This is a genomic window from Streptomyces sp. NPDC045022 (genome assembly GCF_056432605.1).
Genome location: NZ_JBWKIR010000012.1, coordinates 15,912 through 32,188, shown reverse-complemented (window position 1 = coordinate 32,188; position 16,277 = coordinate 15,912). Strand labels below are relative to the sequence as shown.

General features: G+C 72.3%; 13 protein-coding genes. 8 read left to right on the top strand and 5 right to left on the bottom strand.

The features are described from left to right. The first annotated feature begins 3 nt into the window (after positions 1-3). Together tgmB and AC07C1_RS22100 are read left to right on the top strand one after the other, a co-directional pair. Positions 4-987 (top strand): ATP-grasp ribosomal peptide maturase, encoded by a 984-nt coding sequence (tgmB, locus tag AC07C1_RS22105; RefSeq protein WP_478941379.1) that lies wholly within the window; start codon positions 4-6, stop codon positions 985-987. 35 nt (positions 988-1,022) lie between these two features. Beyond that, positions 1,023-1,919 carry a Gfo/Idh/MocA family protein gene (locus tag AC07C1_RS22100; protein ID WP_478941377.1) on the top strand — a complete coding sequence of 299 codons (897 nt, stop codon included), beginning with the start codon at positions 1,023-1,025 and terminating at the stop codon, positions 1,917-1,919. A 143-nt stretch (positions 1,920-2,062) separates the two neighbouring features. On the opposite strand, the gene AC07C1_RS22095 is transcribed toward AC07C1_RS22100, so the two are convergent. Further along, positions 2,063-2,971, bottom strand: coding sequence for a GNAT family N-acetyltransferase (locus AC07C1_RS22095; RefSeq protein WP_478941375.1), 909 nt, complete (start codon positions 2,969-2,971; stop codon positions 2,063-2,065). A gap of 239 nt (positions 2,972-3,210) precedes the next feature. Between AC07C1_RS22095 and AC07C1_RS22090 the strand changes: the two genes are divergently transcribed. Next, positions 3,211-4,317, top strand: coding sequence for a PP2C family protein-serine/threonine phosphatase (locus AC07C1_RS22090; RefSeq protein WP_478941374.1), 1,107 nt, complete (start codon positions 3,211-3,213; stop codon positions 4,315-4,317). An 83-nt stretch (positions 4,318-4,400) separates the two neighbouring features. Here the strand turns inward: AC07C1_RS22090 and AC07C1_RS22085 are convergent, their stop codons facing one another. After that, the gene (locus AC07C1_RS22085) at positions 4,401-4,841 is read right to left on the bottom strand and encodes an Lrp/AsnC family transcriptional regulator (RefSeq protein ID WP_478941372.1); all 441 of its coding nucleotides are present in this window, start codon (positions 4,839-4,841) and stop codon (positions 4,401-4,403) included. Positions 4,842-4,878: 37 nt separating this feature from the next. Continuing rightward, positions 4,879-6,228, bottom strand: coding sequence for a transaminase (locus tag AC07C1_RS22080; RefSeq protein ID WP_478941371.1), 1,350 nt, complete (start codon positions 6,226-6,228; stop codon positions 4,879-4,881). Between the two features lie 310 nt (positions 6,229-6,538). Between AC07C1_RS22080 and AC07C1_RS22075 the strand changes: the two genes are divergently transcribed. After that, positions 6,539-7,006: a hypothetical protein gene (locus AC07C1_RS22075; RefSeq protein ID WP_478941369.1), complete on the top strand. Its 468-nt coding sequence runs from the start codon at positions 6,539-6,541 to the stop codon at positions 7,004-7,006. A gap of 539 nt (positions 7,007-7,545) precedes the next feature. Next, the gene (locus tag AC07C1_RS22070; protein ID WP_478941367.1) at positions 7,546-8,787 is read left to right on the top strand and encodes a serine hydrolase domain-containing protein; all 1,242 of its coding nucleotides are present in this window, start codon (positions 7,546-7,548) and stop codon (positions 8,785-8,787) included. Between the two features lie 167 nt (positions 8,788-8,954). Here the strand turns inward: AC07C1_RS22070 and AC07C1_RS22065 are convergent, their stop codons facing one another. Further along, positions 8,955-10,493, bottom strand: coding sequence for a helix-turn-helix domain-containing protein (locus AC07C1_RS22065; protein WP_478941365.1), 1,539 nt, complete (start codon positions 10,491-10,493; stop codon positions 8,955-8,957). Between the two features lie 315 nt (positions 10,494-10,808). Between AC07C1_RS22065 and AC07C1_RS22060 the strand changes: the two genes are divergently transcribed. From AC07C1_RS22060 to AC07C1_RS22050, 3 genes are all read left to right on the top strand, one after another. Next, the gene (locus AC07C1_RS22060) at positions 10,809-11,429 is read left to right on the top strand and encodes an L-threonylcarbamoyladenylate synthase (RefSeq protein WP_478941363.1); all 621 of its coding nucleotides are present in this window, start codon (positions 10,809-10,811) and stop codon (positions 11,427-11,429) included. A 122-nt stretch (positions 11,430-11,551) separates the two neighbouring features. Further along, positions 11,552-12,307, top strand: coding sequence for a dienelactone hydrolase family protein (locus AC07C1_RS22055; RefSeq protein ID WP_478941361.1), 756 nt, complete (start codon positions 11,552-11,554; stop codon positions 12,305-12,307). Between the two features lie 199 nt (positions 12,308-12,506). Further along, positions 12,507-13,706: a glycoside hydrolase family 64 protein gene (locus tag AC07C1_RS22050; protein ID WP_478941359.1), complete on the top strand. Its 1,200-nt coding sequence runs from the start codon at positions 12,507-12,509 to the stop codon at positions 13,704-13,706. A 54-nt stretch (positions 13,707-13,760) separates the two neighbouring features. Here AC07C1_RS22050 and AC07C1_RS22045 read toward each other — a convergent pair whose 3' ends face one another. After that, complete coding sequence (locus AC07C1_RS22045; protein ID WP_478941717.1) at positions 13,761-16,079, bottom strand: M4 family metallopeptidase; 2,319 nt, start codon at positions 16,077-16,079, stop codon at positions 13,761-13,763. Between the last annotated feature and the right edge of the window lie 198 nt (positions 16,080-16,277).

The window sequence follows — 16,277 nt, the reverse complement described above, 5'->3', positions numbered from 1 at the left end:
AAGATGACCGTGCTCATCCTGACCAGTGAAGAGGACGTGACGGCGGACATGGTGGTCCTCCGGCTGGGCGAGGCCGGCGTGCCGGTCGTCCGGCTCGATCCCGCCGATCTCACCAACGGGGTGGCGCTGTCGGGTGAGTACGTGCGGGGCGCCTGCCGAGGGCATTTGTCCGTCGGCGGGCGCCTCGTGAGCATGGACGGCCTGCGCTCCATCTGGGTGCGCAGGCCCGGGAACGCGGCCGCCCGCGCGGCCCAGCCGTCCGCCTGGCTGACGGAGGAGTCGTCACAGGCGCTGTACGGCATGCTGCGCGCCACCGACGCGCACTGGATGAACCATCCGGACGCCGCCCGCCGCGCCCGCCACAAACCCTGGCAGCTGCACCTCGCCCAGCGCAGCGGCCTGCCGGTGCCCGCCACGCTGATCACGACGTTCCCGCAGGCGGCGCGGGAGTTCGCGGAGCGCTTCCCGGACCTGGTGGTCAAGCCGGTGTCCGGCGCGCACCCGCAGGAGCCGCCACGTGCGGTCCCGACCAGCCGGGTCGCACCGGACACCGATTTCGCGGCGGTGGCCTTCGGTCCGACGCTGCTGCAGCGGCGGGTCGCCAAGCGGGCCGACATCCGGCTCACCGTCGTCGGCGGCACGCTGCTGGCCGCGCGCAAGCCCGCCGCCCCGGACGCCCATCCGGACGACGTGGACGTCCGCTTCGCTCCTTCGGTCTCCCCCTGGCTGCCGGCGGACGTGCCCCCGCGGATCGCCGAGGGCGCGCTGCGCTACATGGGTGACGCCGAACTGGCCTACGGAGCCTTCGACTTCGTGGAGGACGCCGACGGGATCTGGTGGTTCCTGGAGTGCAACCAGTCCGGCCAGTTCGGGTTCGTCGAGATGGACACCGGGCAGCCGATCGCCGCCACCATCGCCAAGTGGCTGGCCGGGCACGGGGACATGGGCCGCACATGTGCGGAGGGCGGTCGGAGCGCAGCCTCATGAGGGTGCGGGGAACGGCTCGGAGAAAGGAACGCGACATGCGCATCGGACTGCTGGGAACGGGCCCGTGGGCCCGGACGGCGTACGCTCCCGCCCTCGCCGGGCACACCGGCGTGGAGTTCGCCGGAGTGTGGGGGCGCCGGCCGGAGGCGGCCACCGAACTGGCGGAGCGGTACGACGTCGCCGCCTATGCCGACGTGGACGCGCTGCTGGCCGACGTGGACGCCGTGGCGGTGGCCCTGCCGCCTTCCGCGCAGGCCGAGTTGGCGGTGCGCGCGGCGCGGGCGGGCCGCCATCTGCTGCTGGACAAGCCGTTGGCGGTGTCGGTCGCCGAGGGGCGGGCCGTCATGGAGGCGCTGGAGCGTGCCGGGGTGGCTTCGGTGGTCTTCTTCACCGCCCGCTTCCAGAAGGAGCCGGAGGCCTGGATCGAGGAGCAGGCCGCGGTGTCGGGCTGGTTCACGGCGCGGGCGCAGTGGCTGGGGGCGGTGTTCACGACCGACAGCCCGTTCGCGGCCTCCCCGTGGCGGCGCGAGAAGGGCGCGCTGTGGGACGTCGGCCCGCACGCCCTGTCCGTGCTGCTGCCGGTGCTCGGAGACGTACGGCAGGTCGTGGCGGCAGCGCACGGTCCGGCCGACACCGTCCATCTGGTCCTCGACCACGCCACCGGCGCGTCGAGCACCCTCACCCTGAGCCTGACGGCCCCGCCCGCTGCGGCCGGGGCCGATGTGGAACTCCGGGGCGAGGCCGGAGTGTCGTTCCTGCCGGGCAGCTCCGAGGGGGCGGTCCCCGCGCTCACCCGTGCCACCGACGCCCTGGTGACGGCCGCCCGCACAGGCCGCCCGCACGCCTGCGACGCCGCGTTCGGCCTGCGTGTCACCGAGATCCTGGCGACTGCGGAGGCGCGGTTGGCGGGCGGCACCGACGAGAGGCCCTAGGGGGCTCACCCGGCGGCGGCTTTCCGCTGGGACAAGCGCCGGGGCCCGTGCCCCGGCGCTCGATCCGCCGTCCGGTCGGCTCCGGAAGCCGGGGACGCAGAAGCGGGCGTGCACACACCGGCGATCAGCGCACCGGCAGCGTGTCACCCGGCGTCGGCAGCGCGGACGGCCCAGTAGTTGACGCGTTCCCGCACGACCGGGTAGCCCGCCTTGGTGAAGTGCGCGGCCATCGGGACGTTGCCCTGGTCCGTGGCGGCGGCGATGAACTCGGCGTCGTGTTCGGCCAGGAAGTGGGTGCACTCGGTGAGCAGGTCGTAGGCGTACCCGTGGCCGCGCTGCTCGGGCACGACGCCGATGAAGCCGATGCACGGTCCGGCGGGATTGCGGGCGGGGATGTGGATGCCGACCGGCTCGCCCCCGGGTGTGCGGGCGATCCGCCACCAGGTGCGCGGTGACGGCATCCAGTGGAAGACGTCGAGTTCCTCCTGTGCGGCCTGGTCCACTCCGCCCTGCGCGATGGCCCGGCGGGCGTGCGCGTCCAGGGTGACGGAGTGGATGCGGCGCAGCAGGTCGAAGAAGACGGCGTCGTCCGGTTCGGCGTGGAACACGAGGCGTCCGGGCCGCTCGGGCAGGCCGCGATCCGGGGTCCAGCGGTAGAGGAAGCGCTCCACCAGCGGTTCGTAGCCGGCTTTGCGCGCGGCGGCCGCGCCGGTGTGCGCGGCCGCCCGCAGCCGGGGGTCGTCGCGCCAGCCGGGCGGCAGGTCGAACTCCAGCTCGTCGGGGTGCCAGGGCGCGGTCCGCAGGAGTTCGGCTCCGGCTTCCTCCTCGCCCTCGGCGACGTCGAACCAGTTGATCACGAGTGGCTCGGTGTCCTCGGGCCTGCCCCACCAGGCGGCGCGGGCCACGGTACGGCCGTCGCGCAGGGCAATGCGCTGCCAGTCGGGGCGGAAGCGGGTCCGCCGGTGCTTCTCGCGGAAGCCCAGCGGGTCGGGCATGGTGTCGAAAAGGTGCGCACTGCTCTCGTCGAGCGTGCGGATGACCAGGGCGGTCACGGATCCTCCGGATGCGGTTCGCGTGTGCGCTCCCGGTCAGGCGTGGCACACCCGGGCGACGGGGAGGGGGGAGCGCGGGATGACAGTGGCCATGACACTCGCCTCCTTCCGTCGGTCTCGGGCGTGCGGGTCGGACGCTACCCGGGGCGCGGCTCGGGCGTCCACCGCTTTTTCCCGGCCCTTGCGTCCTGCCCGGCCGGGAGGAGGCCCGGTCCTGGTCGGCGGCGTAGCGTGGTGCTGTGGGATCGGTGCGCGGCTCGGCGTCAGGCGGGCGCCCGGAGGATCGCGGCTGGTTGCGGGGCGCGCCGCCGCCGTGGTGGATCCGGGTGCTGCCCGTGCTGCTGCTCGCGGCGGTGACCACGGCGTCGCTGGTCACTCCGCACGCGAGCGATCTCGGTTTCCTGCTGGGGGCGATTCCGCCGCTGGCGGTCCTGTCCTACGGCCCTTTGGCGACCGCGGCCCTCGGTGCGGGCGTCGTCGTGGTGCTGCATCTTCCCGCCACCCATCTGAACCGCCCTGGCAACACCGATCTGCTCACCATCGTGTTCGTGGCCGCGCTGAGTGTGGTCGTGTCCTATGTGCGCAGCCACCGGGACGCCCAGCTGACCACGGAGCGGGCGATCGGCGAGGCCGTGCAACGGGCCGTCATGCCGCCGCTGCCGGAGCGGGTGGGGAGCGTGGGGTGCGCGGGCTTCTACCGGGCCGCGCAGGACGGGACGCTGGTGGGCGGTGACTTCTTCGACGTGCGGCAGGGGCCGTACGGTGTGCGGGCGGTGATGGGCGACGTGCAGGGGCACGGGCTGTCGGCGGTCGCCACGGTGGTGTCGTTGCTGGGGGCCTTCCGGGAGGCGGCGCTGGATCACCCCGATCTGGAGTCGGTGGCGGCGCGGATGGACCGCAGGCTGGCCGTCGACTCGGCGGGCGTGCGGCACGCGGAGCTGTTCGCCACCGGGGTGCTGCTGGAGTTCCCCCCGGACACGGGTGCGGTGCGGGTGCTGGCCTGCGGGCACCCGGCGCCCGTGCTGCTGCGCGAGGGTGACGCCGTGGAGGTGACCGTCGCGCCCGGTCCGCCGCTTGGGCTGGGGCTGGTGGGCGTCGATCCGCCGAAGGAGGTCACCGTGGCGCTCGGTCCGGGCGACCGGCTGTTCCTGGCGTCCGACGGCGTGTGGGAGGCCAGGGACGCCACCGACGCGTTCTATCCGCTGACGGAGCGGCTGGCCGTCCTGACCGGCACGGGCTCCGCCGAGCTGCCCGGTGTGGTGTGGGCGGACCTGCTACGGCTGCGCTACGAGGTCCGGGACGACGCCACCATGCTGGTGCTGGCGCCCGAGCCACCGGCCACCTGACCTGGCGGAACTCACCGGGGCTCACGCTCTCACGGGGTCGGCCCGGGTCGGCCCGCCTCCCGGTCGGCCCGCGTCGGCCCGCGTCAGCCCACGTCCCACAGGAAGCGGTGGGTGTGGATGCCGAAGTACGGGAAGGACCGGATCTCGCGGACGCCCTCGAGGGGGCGCACCGCGTCGTTGACGAAGTCCAGCAGGGCCTTCGGGCCGGCGGCCACCACCTCGGCGAACAGGTCGAACCCGCCCGAGGTCAGCACCGAGTAGACGACCTCGGGGCGTTCGGCGAGGGCGTCGGCGACGACCCGGGGATCGCCGTCCACGCCGATGCCGAGCAGGGCCATGGCCTGCCCGCTCATGGCCATCGGGTCGGTGACGCCGACCACCTGGACCGCCTTGGAGTCCAGCAGGCGTTGCAGTCGGTGCCGGGCCGCCGAGGCGGACAGGCCGACCTTCGGGCCGAGGTCGGCGTAGGCGATGCGGCCGTCGGCCTGCAGTTCGCGCAGGATGGCTCGGTCGATCTCGTCCACGGTTCTCCTTTCTGGTGTCTTCTGCCGGCTGCGCGCCTCAGCCGGTCAGTTCGGCGAGAGCGGCGGCGAAGACCTCGGTGTGGGTGTCGACGTCCTGCTCGGTGGTGTCGGGGCACATGAGCGCCATGTTGTGGAACGGGGTCAGCAGGATCCCCCGGTTGGCGAGGTAGAGGTGGAGGAAGTCCTCCAGCTCCTCGTCGGAGGCCGCCGCGGACTCGGTGCCGGTGCGCGGCGCCGGGGAGGTGAAGCGGTACTCGGTACGGGCGCCGAGCCTGCTGACGGACCAGGGCAGCCCATGCGCCTCGATACCGGCCCGGACCCCCGCCTCGAAGCGCTCGGACAGCTTGGTCATCCTGGCGAACGCGTCGTCGGTGAGGACGTGCTCCAGCGTGGCCCGGGTCGCGGCGACCGACAGGGCGTTGCCGGCCAGGGTGCCGCCGACGCCGCCCATGTCGACCAGGTCGAGGTCGGTACGGGCCAGCAGCTGCTCGGCCAGCTCGGCGGAGAGCCCGTAGGCGCCGGCCGGGATGCCGCCGCCGATCGCCTTGCCGATGGTCAGCAGGTCGGGTTCGAGGTCCCACCCGGCCGTGCAGCCGCCGGGCCCGGCGGAGAAGGTGTGGGTCTCGTCGTTGATGAGCAGGGTGCCGTACCGCCTGGTCAGCTCACGGACGCCGGCGAGGTAACCGGGCTCCGGCAGCACGATGCCGATGTTGGTGAGGGCGGGCTCCATGAGGACGGCGGCGACGTCACCGTGGGCCAGCTCGCGCTCCAGTCCGGCGAGGTCGTTGAACTCGGCGACCCGGCTGGTCAGCGTCACGTCACAGGGTGCGCCGACATTGCCGGGGCGTGCGGCGCCCGCGCCCCCCGGACCGACGACGATCAGCGACTCGTCCACGCTGCCGTGGTAGCAGTAACTGTTCACCAGGATCTTCGGGCGGCCGGTGACGGCCCGGGCCAGCCGGATCGCCCAGCGGTTGGCGTCGGTCGCGGTGAGCGAGAAGCTCCAGCGGGCCAGGCCGAAACGGCGGGTCAGCTCGGCGCCGACCCATTCGGCGTCTTCCGTGGGCAGCATGGCGGTGGCCCCGCCGAGTTCGGCGTAGCGCCACCGCACCGCCTCGGTGACGGGGCCCGGCGAGTGACCTGCCATCGCACCCGTGTCGCCGAGGCAGAAGTCGATGTACTCGTGGCCGTCCACGTCCGTGACCCGGGCACCGCGGGCACCGGCCAGATAGCGGGGGAAGGCACCGGCCGTCTTGTTCATCCAGGTCATCGGGACCCGGCCGAAGAGGTGGTCGGCCCGCGCGTAGGCCGCCCTGGAGCGTGGGTTGCGGTGTTCGGCCTCGGCACCCTCGCGGGCCAGGAGGGCGTGCAGACGGGTGCGGTCCATGGAGTACCTCGCTGCCGACGGTGACGAATACCGTGACGCTACGACCGAAACAGCTACTCATTCAAGACGGAGCGCGGGAATCGATTGCCTGGACGATGGAATCAATCGCTGGAACGGTGTGCGGCGACCGGACGGGTGACGCACCCCTCTCCCGCAACTGACGAACCAGCAAGCGGAGTTCGAACGCCCTGCCTCAAACGCCAGGCCGCGCCACCCCTTCCGCCAGGTAGAAGTATCTACCAGCATGCATATGCCGGGTTGGGGTGCAGTCGCACGAAGTGCCCGGTGTAGCCGACACCCGGAGCAGTGCATGACGAACACGATGTGGATGCGGGGCGTGGAATGGCTGGCCGCGGCGGCGGCCGACCCGCGCGCCTGCAAACGGGAGTGGGACCACGGGGAGGGCATCGCGCTGCTGGAGGCGGGCCGCTTCTGGGACATGCTCAGCGTTCCCGACCGGCTGGGACTGCTCGCCCTGGACCTGCTGTGGCGGCCCTCGCTGCCGGTACCGGGCCCGACCCTGGTGGACACCGCGGCGGGCCGGGTGGGTTTCTTCCTGCCACCGGATCCGTCCGGTGGCTGGGTGGGTGCCGGGCTGCGGTACGCCGGCAGGGGGTCGTGGGTCGCCGCACCGCCGCCGTACCGGCCCGCCCGCTCCCTGGAGTGGCTCGTGCCGCCCGACGGCACCGGCGCGCTGCACTCGCCCGGCACCCTCGAGGAAGCGCTGCGGCAGGCCAACGGCGCCCTGGCCGTCCTGGCGCCGCTGTGCGGGCGGTAGCCGGTCAGATGTGCTCGGGCTCGGCTCGGGCACACAGGCCGAGCCCGGGGAAGGGGGCCCACCGCAGGTCCGGTCGGCGGGGACGGTCCGTCCCCGCGCCCGCCGCTCCGCGACGAGCCGGGCGTGGGCCGGCTCCCGGCTCCGCTCCCCCGACGCGGCTGATCCCCCCGACGCGGCTGATCCCCCCGACGACCCCGATCCACCCGACGAGCCTGATCCAGGCGGTCGGTCCGGTCCGAGCGGTTCGTGCCGGGGCAACGCTCGTGACTCATCGCCGGCACGCACCGGCACCCCGGCTCACCGGGTCGAGTGAGGCGATCGCCCGGACGGCGCGTTCCGCCCGTCGGACACGCATCCCGCCGGCCCGTTCCGCCCGTCGGACACGCATCCCGCCGGCCCGTTCCGGCCGCCGGTTCCACCTGCCGGTCCAGCCCCTCGGCCCGGCGGGCGCGCCAAGTCGGGCGCTCCTATGCTGGGGAGGTCCGGCTCCGGCGTCCCGCTCATCGCACGGCCTCGTCTCACGTGCTTGGAGTCAGCCCATGTCGCATCCATCCGCACGCCTGCGCAGGGGGGCCCTGGTCGCCGTGACGGCGGGAACGCTGCTCGTGCCGCTCGCCGCAGGGGCCGTCCCGGCCTCCGTCCCCGCCGCGTTCGCCGTCGAGTCACCCAGCCCTTCTCCCTCGGAGCCGGACGGCCGCGCCCTCACCCCAGACGTGGCACGCCAACTCGACGCATCGGTACAGCGCGTGATGCGCGAGGCGAACGTGCCCGGGGTGACCGTCGGCATCTGGACGCCGGGGCAGCGGAGTTACGTCCGCTCGTTCGGCGTCGCCGACAAGGCGAGCGGCCGGAAGATGGCACCGGACCTGCACATGCGCATCGGCAGCGAGACCAAGACGTTCACCGTGACCGCGCTGCTGCAGCTGGTGGACCGGGGAAAGGTCGGCCTGGACGATCCGATCGGCAAGTACATCGACGGCGTGCCGAACGGCGACCGGATCACGCTGCGCGAGCTGGCCGGCATGCGCAGCGGGCTGTTCAACTACTCCGAGGACCCGGACTTCTTCAAGGCCCTGACATCCGATCCCCAACGCCCCTTCACGCCACAGCACTTGCTCGACTACGCCTTCAAGCATCCGGTGCTCTTCGAGCCGGGGCAGAAGTTCTTCTACTCCAACACGAACCTGATCCTGCTCGGCCTGCTGGTGGAGAAGGAGAGCGGTCAGCACCTCGGGGACTACATCCAGCAGCACGTCCTCGATCCGGCCGGCATGAAGGACACGTTCTTCCCGACGGGCGGCCAGTTCCCCACGCCGCACGCTCAGGGCTACACCGACCAGACGGCGAACGGGAAGATCGCCGAGACGGCCGGGTGGAACCCGTCCTGGGGCTGGGCGGCCGGAGCGATGAACTCCACACTGGACGACCTGCACACCTGGGCACGCACCGTGGCCACCGGTGAATTCCCCGACGGGAAGCGGATGGTGAGCGCCGCGGCACAGAAGCAGCGGCTCATCACCCCGGCGACGCCGATCCCGGGCGCCGGGTACGGGCTGGGCATCTTCGACGTACAGGAGTGGATCGGCCACAACGGCTCCCTGCCGGGCTACGAGACCCTGACCGTCTACCTCCCGGTGACGCGGACCACCCTCGTGGTGCTCCTCAACACCGACATCGACCACGACGACGCGGAACCCAGCACTCTGTTCGGCCAAGCGATCACGCAGATCGTCACCCCGCGCCACGTCTTCAACCTGCCGGCCGAACCGGCGGCCAGGTGAGGTGACATCACGGCCGGTCCACCACCGACCGGCCCTCAGCGGAGCCGGATCGGAGCGCGGGGCCGCGACCGGTCCCCCGTGCCGGTCGTGCCCCGCGGACTGCCGAAGGTACGCGCCGTGCCGGGCCCGGGGTAGCGCAGCGGTGCCCGGGGCGGCCCGCGCGGCACTCACCGGTGCACAGTTGAGTCCGGTTGGTCCGGGTTGCGCGGACCGAGTCGGGGTGCGGCCAGCTCGCCGGTGATCAGCTGGGCGAGGGCGACCTCGTACAGGTCGGTGCCACCGGTCAGCAGCCGGCGTTCCAGGACGGGTTCGGCGGCCCTGACGTGTTCTCGTACGGTCTGGGCGTGCACGCCGCGTGCCTGCGCGGCCCGTTCGGCGTTCGCGTCGGCGGCGAGCCAGGCGCGCAGGGTGCCGCGCAGGTCCCGGCCGTCCCCGTCGAGGCGGCCGAGGAGGCCCTCGGCCCAGGAGCGGAGCGCGCGCGTGTCCAGCAGGTCCGCGAGCCGGGCCGGGGCCGGCGGGTGGGGTTCGGTGCCGTCGGGGGTCAGGCCGTGCGCCGCCTCCGTGTTGAGCGCGAACTGGACGACGGCACGGACGGCCAGCGCGGAGAGGTCGGCGTCGATGAGGGACGCGAGCCGGTCCATGCGGGCGCGGACGGTGTTGCGGCTGACGCCGAGCACCTTGGCCGCGTTCACGGCGGTGAACTCCAGGCCCAGCCGGGTGGTGGCGAGCAGTTCGGCGCGCACGTGGTGCGGCAGCCGGTCGAGCGGGCGCAGCACCGCGGCGGACCAGGTCCGCAGGGCGGCCGGGTCCATGAGCCGCTCCGGACGGGTGCGTTCGGCGTAGACGGCGGACCGGTCCGGCCGGAAGCGGGCCACGGCGAGGGCGGTGACGGCCTGTGCGTAGGCGGTGGCGGTCAGGGCGAGGCGCTGCCTGGAGCTGCCGCCGAGGAAGGTGCCCGGCCGGCCGGCGACGAGGGACCGCAGCCGCTCCCCCACCTCGGCCGAGGGGCCGACGACGATGACGTGCTGGTCCATCGCGGGACAGCGCACGACGAGCGCCAGGTTGTCGGTGGCGTCCGCGCACGCGTCGGCGAGCCGGTCACGGTCGGCGGTGTGGCACTCGACGACGTACACACGGGCGGTGTCCTCCTCCAGCAGCCCGGGCCACAGTCCGGCGGCGACCCGGCGGGCGGAGACGGTGTCCTCCACCATGAGCAGCTGCAGGATCGCCACCCGCAGGTCGGCCGTGACCCGCCGCAGCCGGTGCCCGGTGGCGGCCAGCTCCCTTTCCCTGAGGAGCAGTTCCAGCACTCCGGCGGTGTGGCCGAGGAGGTCGGCGGTGGGCCGGTCGAAGGGGGCGGTACGGGCCACGGCCAGGACGGCTCCCGCGGCCGGGCCCGGCTGGGGATGCCGTATCCCGACCAGGCGCACATGTCGTGCGCCGTCCTCCAGGGCCGCGGCGGAGACCCGGCCGGCGGCGACGTCGGCGACCACGGCGGTGTCGAGCGGTATCCGCTCCCCGGCGAGCAGACTGCCGCTCGCGTCCTGGAGACACACCGACGCTGAGGCGGTCCGGGCGAGCCAGGCGACGAGCCGGCCGAGGTCGCGTCCGGCGGGCCGCAGCTGGCCGAGCAACTCCTGCGCCCAGTCGGCGTCGCCGCCGTGGCGTTGCTGGGACGCCGGGCGTCCGTCCGTTCGGCCGGGCACGTGCCTTTCTCCTCGTCTCCGCGTCGACCTGGGGCACTCCCCGGAACGCTACCCGACTCAGCGCGCCCCGACGCCCTGGCCGGCCGGGCATGGCTCCGCCGGCGGCCCGGGGGGATGGGCCGCCGGCGGAGACGCCGCGCCCGGAGCGGGGGGGGATGGCCCCGGGCGGCTCAGAGAGCTGATGCCCGGGAATCGAGGCGGTACACACCGGAACAACACACGAGCCGAGGGACGGCGAGGACGGATGGATCAGGCGCGTACGGCCCGTCGCCGGGCCTGCGCGCACCATGCCCGGCGACGGCATAAGCTCGGCGGATGGCGAAGTACTTCGACGTGCACCCCGAGAACCCGCAGCCGCGCAGCATCGCCCAGGTCGCCGACGCGGTGCGCTCGGGGGCACTCATCGCGTACCCGACCGACTCCTGTTACGCCCTGGGCTGCCGCCTGGGCAGCCGGGACGGCATGGACCGGATCCGTTCGATCCGCCGTCTCGACGACCGGCACCACTTCACGCTGATGTGCCGGGACTTCGCGCAGCTCGGCCAGTTCGTGCGGGTGGACAACGACGTGTTCCGGGCGGTGAAGGCCTCCACGCCCGGCAGCTACACCTTCATCCTCCCGGCCACCCGCGAGGTGCCGCGCAAGCTGCTGCACCCGAAGAAGAAGACCGTGGGTGTGCGGATCCCCGACCACGTGGTGACCCAGTCGCTGCTGGCGGAGCTGGGCGAGCCGCTGTTGTCCAGCACGCTGCTGCTGCCGGACGAGGAGGAGCCGCTGACCCAGGGCTGGGAGATCAAGGACCGGCTCGACCACGTGGTGGACGCGGTCGTCGACTCCGGCGAGTGCGGTACCGAGCCGACGACGGTGGTGGACTTCTCCGGCGGCGAGCCGGAGATCGTCCGGCGGGGTGCGGGAGACATCAGCCGCTTCGAGTGAGGACACGGCACGGGACGACGCGGCACACCGGGCGCGGCGATCGGGATCTTGCGTGACAGCATGAGCCGTAGCCGCGGCGTCGGGCATTTCCCGACCCATTCCCCGAGGGAGGGCCTTCCACCATGTCGGATGTACAGGGATCAGTCATCGACATCCCCACCGAGGACGGCGTCGCCGATGCGTATCTCGCCCACCCCGCCGACGGGCGTCCTCGTCCGGCCGTGCTGTTCTACCAGGATGCCTACGGCCTGCGCCCGCAGCTGAGGTCGATGGCCGACCGGCTGGCCGGCGCCGGATACACGGTGCTGGTGCCGAACGTGTTCTACCGCCTCGGCCGGTCCCCGGTCGTGGACCTGCCCGAGTTCATCGACCCGGCCGCGGACCCGGGCATCTGGGCACGGCTCGGCCCGATCGTGTCCTCGCTGACGCCGGACCTGGTCGAGCGGGACGCGGGCGCCTGGCTGGGCCGGCTGGCCGACAGCCCGTTCGTGGCCGCGGGCCCGGTGGCGCTGACCGGCTACTGCATGGGCGCCCGGCTCGTCCTGTGGACGGCGGCCGCCCACCCGGACCGGGTCGCGGCGGCGGCCGGGTTCCACGGCGGGCGTCTCGCCACCGACGATCCGGGCAGCCCGCACCTGGGAGCCCCGGACATCACCGCGGAGCTGTACTTCGGGCACGCCGACGACGATCCGTCGCTGCCCCCGGAGCAGATCGCGCGGTTCGAGGAGGCCCTGTCCGCCGCCGGGGTACGGCACACCTGCGAGGTCTACCCGGGCGCCTCCCACGGCTATACGCAGGCGGACACGCCCGCCTACCACCGCGAAGCCGACGAGCGGCACTGGTCGGCGCTGCTCGACCTGCTCGAGCGGACCTTCTGACACCGACTCGAACGGACCCTCCCCGACACCGGCTCGGCACACGGCCGGACACCGGCTCCCGGCGCCCGCCGCAGGGTGGGCGCCGGACCGATCCCGTCCCAGTTATTGACATGGCCGCATCCCCACACGAGCCTGAGAGCGCTCTCAAAACAGGTACGGACCAATTCCGTACGACCCCGACCCCACACGGAGGTGGAGAGTGCCTCACAGGTTCACACGTCCCGCGCTGCCCCTGGCGGCCGCGGCGGCCCTGGTCGGCGGACTGCTCGCGCTCGGCGCGACGGACCGCGCCGATGCCGCCGTGCCGGACACCATCCCGCTGAAGATCACCAACAACTCCGGCCGTTCCGACCCCGTCTACGTCTACGACCTCGGCACCCAGCTGTCCTCGGGCCGGCAGGGCTGGGCCGACGCGAACGGCGCCTTCCACGCCTGGCCGGCGGGCGGCAATCCCCCGACTCCCGCCCCGGACGCGGCGATTTCGGGACCGGCCGCCGGACAGTCGAAGACGATCCGCATACCGAAGTTCTCCGGCCGGATCTACTTCTCCTACGGCCGCAAACTCGACTTCAGGCTGACCACCGGCGGGCTGGTCCAGCCGGCCGTGCAGAATCCCTCGGACCCCAACCGGGACATCCTGTTCAACTGGTCGGAGTACACGCTCAACGACTCCGGGCTGTGGCTCAACAGCACCCAGGTGGACATGTTCTCGGCGCCGTACGCGGTCGGGGTACAGCGGGCCGACGGCACCGTCGGCACCACCGGGCACCTCAAGTCCGGTGGCTACACCGGCTTCTTCAACGCCCTGCGCGGACAGCCGGGCGGCTGGGCCAACCTGATCCAGACGCGTTCCGACGGCACCGTGCTGCGCGCCCTGTCCCCGCTGTACGGCGTGGAGACCGGGGCCCTTCCGGCGAACGTGATGGACGACTACGTCAACCGGGTCTGGCAGAAGTACTCGACGTCGACGCTGACCGTCACGCCGTTCACCGACCAGCCGAACACCAAGTACTACGGCCGGGTCTCGGGCGGCGTCATGAACTTCACCAACTCCTCCGGCGCGGTCGTCACCAGCTTCCAGAAGCCGGACGCCTCCAGCATCTTCGGCTGTCACAAGCTGCTGGACGCGCCGAACGACAACGTGCGCGGCCCCATCTCCCGTACGCTGTGCGCCGGTTTCAACCGCTCGACGCTGCTGTCCAACGCCAACCAGCCGGACACCTCGTCGGCGGGCTTCTACCAGGACACGGTGACCAACCACTACGCCCGTAAGGTGCACGCGCAGATGGCCGACGGGAAGGCCTACGCGTTCGCCTTCGACGACGTCGGCAACCAGGAGTCGCTGGTCCACGACGGCAGCCCGCAGCAGGCCTATTTGACGCTGGATCCGCTGAGTTGACATGGCAACGGTCCCGCACCCGGACAGCAGGGTGCGGGACCGCGGCCGTACGGATCAGCCAGTCGTCAGGGCGGTGTCGTCCACGACGAAGCTGGTCTGCAGCGAGGAGTCCTCCACGCCGTTGAACTTCAGCGTGACCGTCGAGCCCGCCAGCGAGGACAGGTCGAAGGACTTCTGGCTGTAGCCGGAGGCCGCGTTGACGTTCGAGTAGGTCGCCAGGGTCTTCGAACCGGCGGTCACCGTCAGCTTGTCGTACTGGGTGCTGCCGGTCTCCGCGGTGTCGATGTGCAGGTAGAAGGTCAGGGTCGCCTTGCAGCCCGCGGGGATCGTCACCGACTGGGACAGCGAGTCGGTGTGCGAGGAGCCGTACCCGTTCAGCCAGGCCTTGTAGGAGCCGCCGTGGGCCGCCTCACCGCTGTCGGTGGTGATGACGCCGCTGGTCGCGGTCCAGCCGGTGCTGCCGGACTCGAAGCCGGGGTTGCTCAGCAACTGGGCCGAGGTGCACCCGCCGCCTCCGCCGGTGCTGACCGTCCAGGTGAAGGTCGCGGTGCCGGTCGCGCCGGTGGAGTCGGTCACCGTGACGGTGGTGCTGTAGGTGCCCGCCGCGGTGGGCGTGCCGGTGATCAGGCCGGTCGAGCCGCTGATCGACAGGCCCGACGGCAGACCGGAGGCGCTGTACGTGAGCGCACCGCTGTTGGTGCTGCTCGCCTTGATCTGCAGGCTCACGGCCGTGCCGACGGTCGAGGACTGGTTGCCCGGGCTGGTGACCGTCACCCCGCTGCTCGGCGGGTTGATGTGGCTGCCCACGTTGATGCCGGCGAAGGCGTTGCCCACCCCGGCGTACTGCGTGGAGTTGGTGCCGTAGAGGGCGGTGGCCGCGTTGAGGGCGGCGGTGCGGGCGCCCGCGTAGTCCGTGCTGGACGTCATGTACGTCGTCAGCGCCTTGTACCAGATCTGCAGGGCCGCGGCCCGGCCGATGCCGGTGACGGCGACGCCGTCGGAGGTCGGGCTGTTGTAGGTCACGCCGTTGATGACCTTGCTGCCGCTGCCCTCGGACAGCAGGTAGAACATGTGGTTCGCCGGGCCCGAGGAGTAGTGCACGTCGAGGTTGCCGACCCCGGAGTACCAGCTGTCGGCGGAGCCGCCGTCCTTGCTGGGCTTGTCCATGTAACGCAGCGGCGAGCCGTCGCCGTTGATGTCGATCTTCTCGCCGATGAGGTAGTCGCCGACGTCCTTGGAGTTGTTGGCGTAGAACTCCACACCCGTGCCGAAGATGTCGGAGGTGGCCTCGTTCAGACCGCCCGACTCGCCGCTGTAGTCGAGGCCGGCGGTGTTGGAGGTGACGCCGTGGCTCATCTCGTGGCCGGCCACGTCCAGCGAGGTCAGGGCGTGGGTGTTCGACGTGCCGTCGCCGTAGGTCATGCAGAAGCAGCTGTCGTCCCAGAAGGCGTTGACGTACGCACTGCTGTAGTGGACGCGGCTGTAGGCGGCGACGCCGTCGTTGCGGATGCCGCTGCGCCCGAAGGTGTTCTTGTAGAAGTCCCAGGTCTCCTGCGCGCCGTAGGCGGCGTCGGCGCCGGCGGTCTGGGTGTTGGTGCCGGTGCCGTCACCCCAGACGTCGTCGGCGTCGGTCAGCAGGGTGCCGGTGCCGGACGTGCCCTTGTTGAGGTTGTAGGTCTTGTGACCGCCGCGCGTGGTGTCGTAGAGCTGGTACGTCGACCCCGACAGCGTGGTGTTCAGGGTGACGGCACCGCTGTACTGGGTGTTGCCGGTGCCGGTCTGGACGGCCTGGTACCGGTGCAGTTCCTTGCCGGTGGTGGCGTCGGTGATGACGTGCAGGCGGCTGGGCGTGCCGTCGTCCTGGAAGCCGCCGATCACCGTCTCCCAGGCGAGCCTCGGGGTGCCGGTGCCGGCCCAGATCACCTTGCGGGCGCTGTCGGCGGCGGGCTTCTTGGCGTCGAGGGCCTTGGCGGCCTTGAGGGCCTTGGTCTCGGCGGCCGACTTGGTGAAGGCCGCGGTGGTGGAGGCGACCTTGATCCGGTGCTTGTTGTTGTACGTGGTGCTCACGGTTCCCGCGGCCAGCGAGGCGGGCGGGGTGTGCACGACGAGGTCGCCGCCGAGGACGGGGAGGCCGGCGTATGTGCGCTCGTACCGCGTGTGCACGGTGCCGTCGTTGTCCTTGACGACATCCTTGACGACCAGCTTCTCCTTCGCGCCGAGCCCGAGGGTGCGGGCGGTCGCGGCGGTCTTCTGCCGGGCGCTCTTGATCAGCGCCTGGTGCTGGGCCGGGCTGAGCTTGGCCTCCAGGCCGCCGGTGCGCACCGGGCCGGGGTGGGGCGCGGCCGGCGTGGCGGTCGCGGGGACCGCCTGCATGCCGACGGCGAGGAAGGCCGCGGTGGAGACCAGGGCGGCTCCGACCGTGGCCCGCTTGTGACCTCTGTGGGGAAGGGGTCTGTGGGGAGAGCGTCTCACTCGTACTCCTCATGCTGCGGCCGCTGGGTGGCGGCCGGTTTCCGACCGGGCAGACGGGTCTGCTGCCCGGGCGAGCTGAGCTGTGCGGGGCCGTGATCC

What these genes read in the sequence shown, in the direction of transcription:
- AC07C1_RS22100 (WP_478941377.1), top strand. Translation starts at nt 1,023, where the DNA reads ATGCGCATCGGACTGCTGGGAACGGGCCCGTGGGCCCGGACGGCGTAC.
- AC07C1_RS22045 (WP_478941717.1), bottom strand. Translation starts at nt 16,079, where the DNA reads ATGCAGGCGGTCCCCGCGACCGCCACGCCGGCCGCGCCCCACCCCGGC.
- AC07C1_RS22075 (WP_478941369.1), top strand. Translation starts at nt 6,539, where the DNA reads ATGACGAACACGATGTGGATGCGGGGCGTGGAATGGCTGGCCGCGGCG.
- tgmB (WP_478941379.1), top strand. Translation starts at nt 4, where the DNA reads ATGACCGTGCTCATCCTGACCAGTGAAGAGGACGTGACGGCGGACATG.
- AC07C1_RS22080 (WP_478941371.1), bottom strand. Translation starts at nt 6,228, where the DNA reads ATGGACCGCACCCGTCTGCACGCCCTCCTGGCCCGCGAGGGTGCCGAG.
- AC07C1_RS22070 (WP_478941367.1), top strand. Translation starts at nt 7,546, where the DNA reads ATGTCGCATCCATCCGCACGCCTGCGCAGGGGGGCCCTGGTCGCCGTG.
- AC07C1_RS22060 (WP_478941363.1), top strand. Translation starts at nt 10,809, where the DNA reads ATGGCGAAGTACTTCGACGTGCACCCCGAGAACCCGCAGCCGCGCAGC.
- AC07C1_RS22055 (WP_478941361.1), top strand. Translation starts at nt 11,552, where the DNA reads ATGTCGGATGTACAGGGATCAGTCATCGACATCCCCACCGAGGACGGC.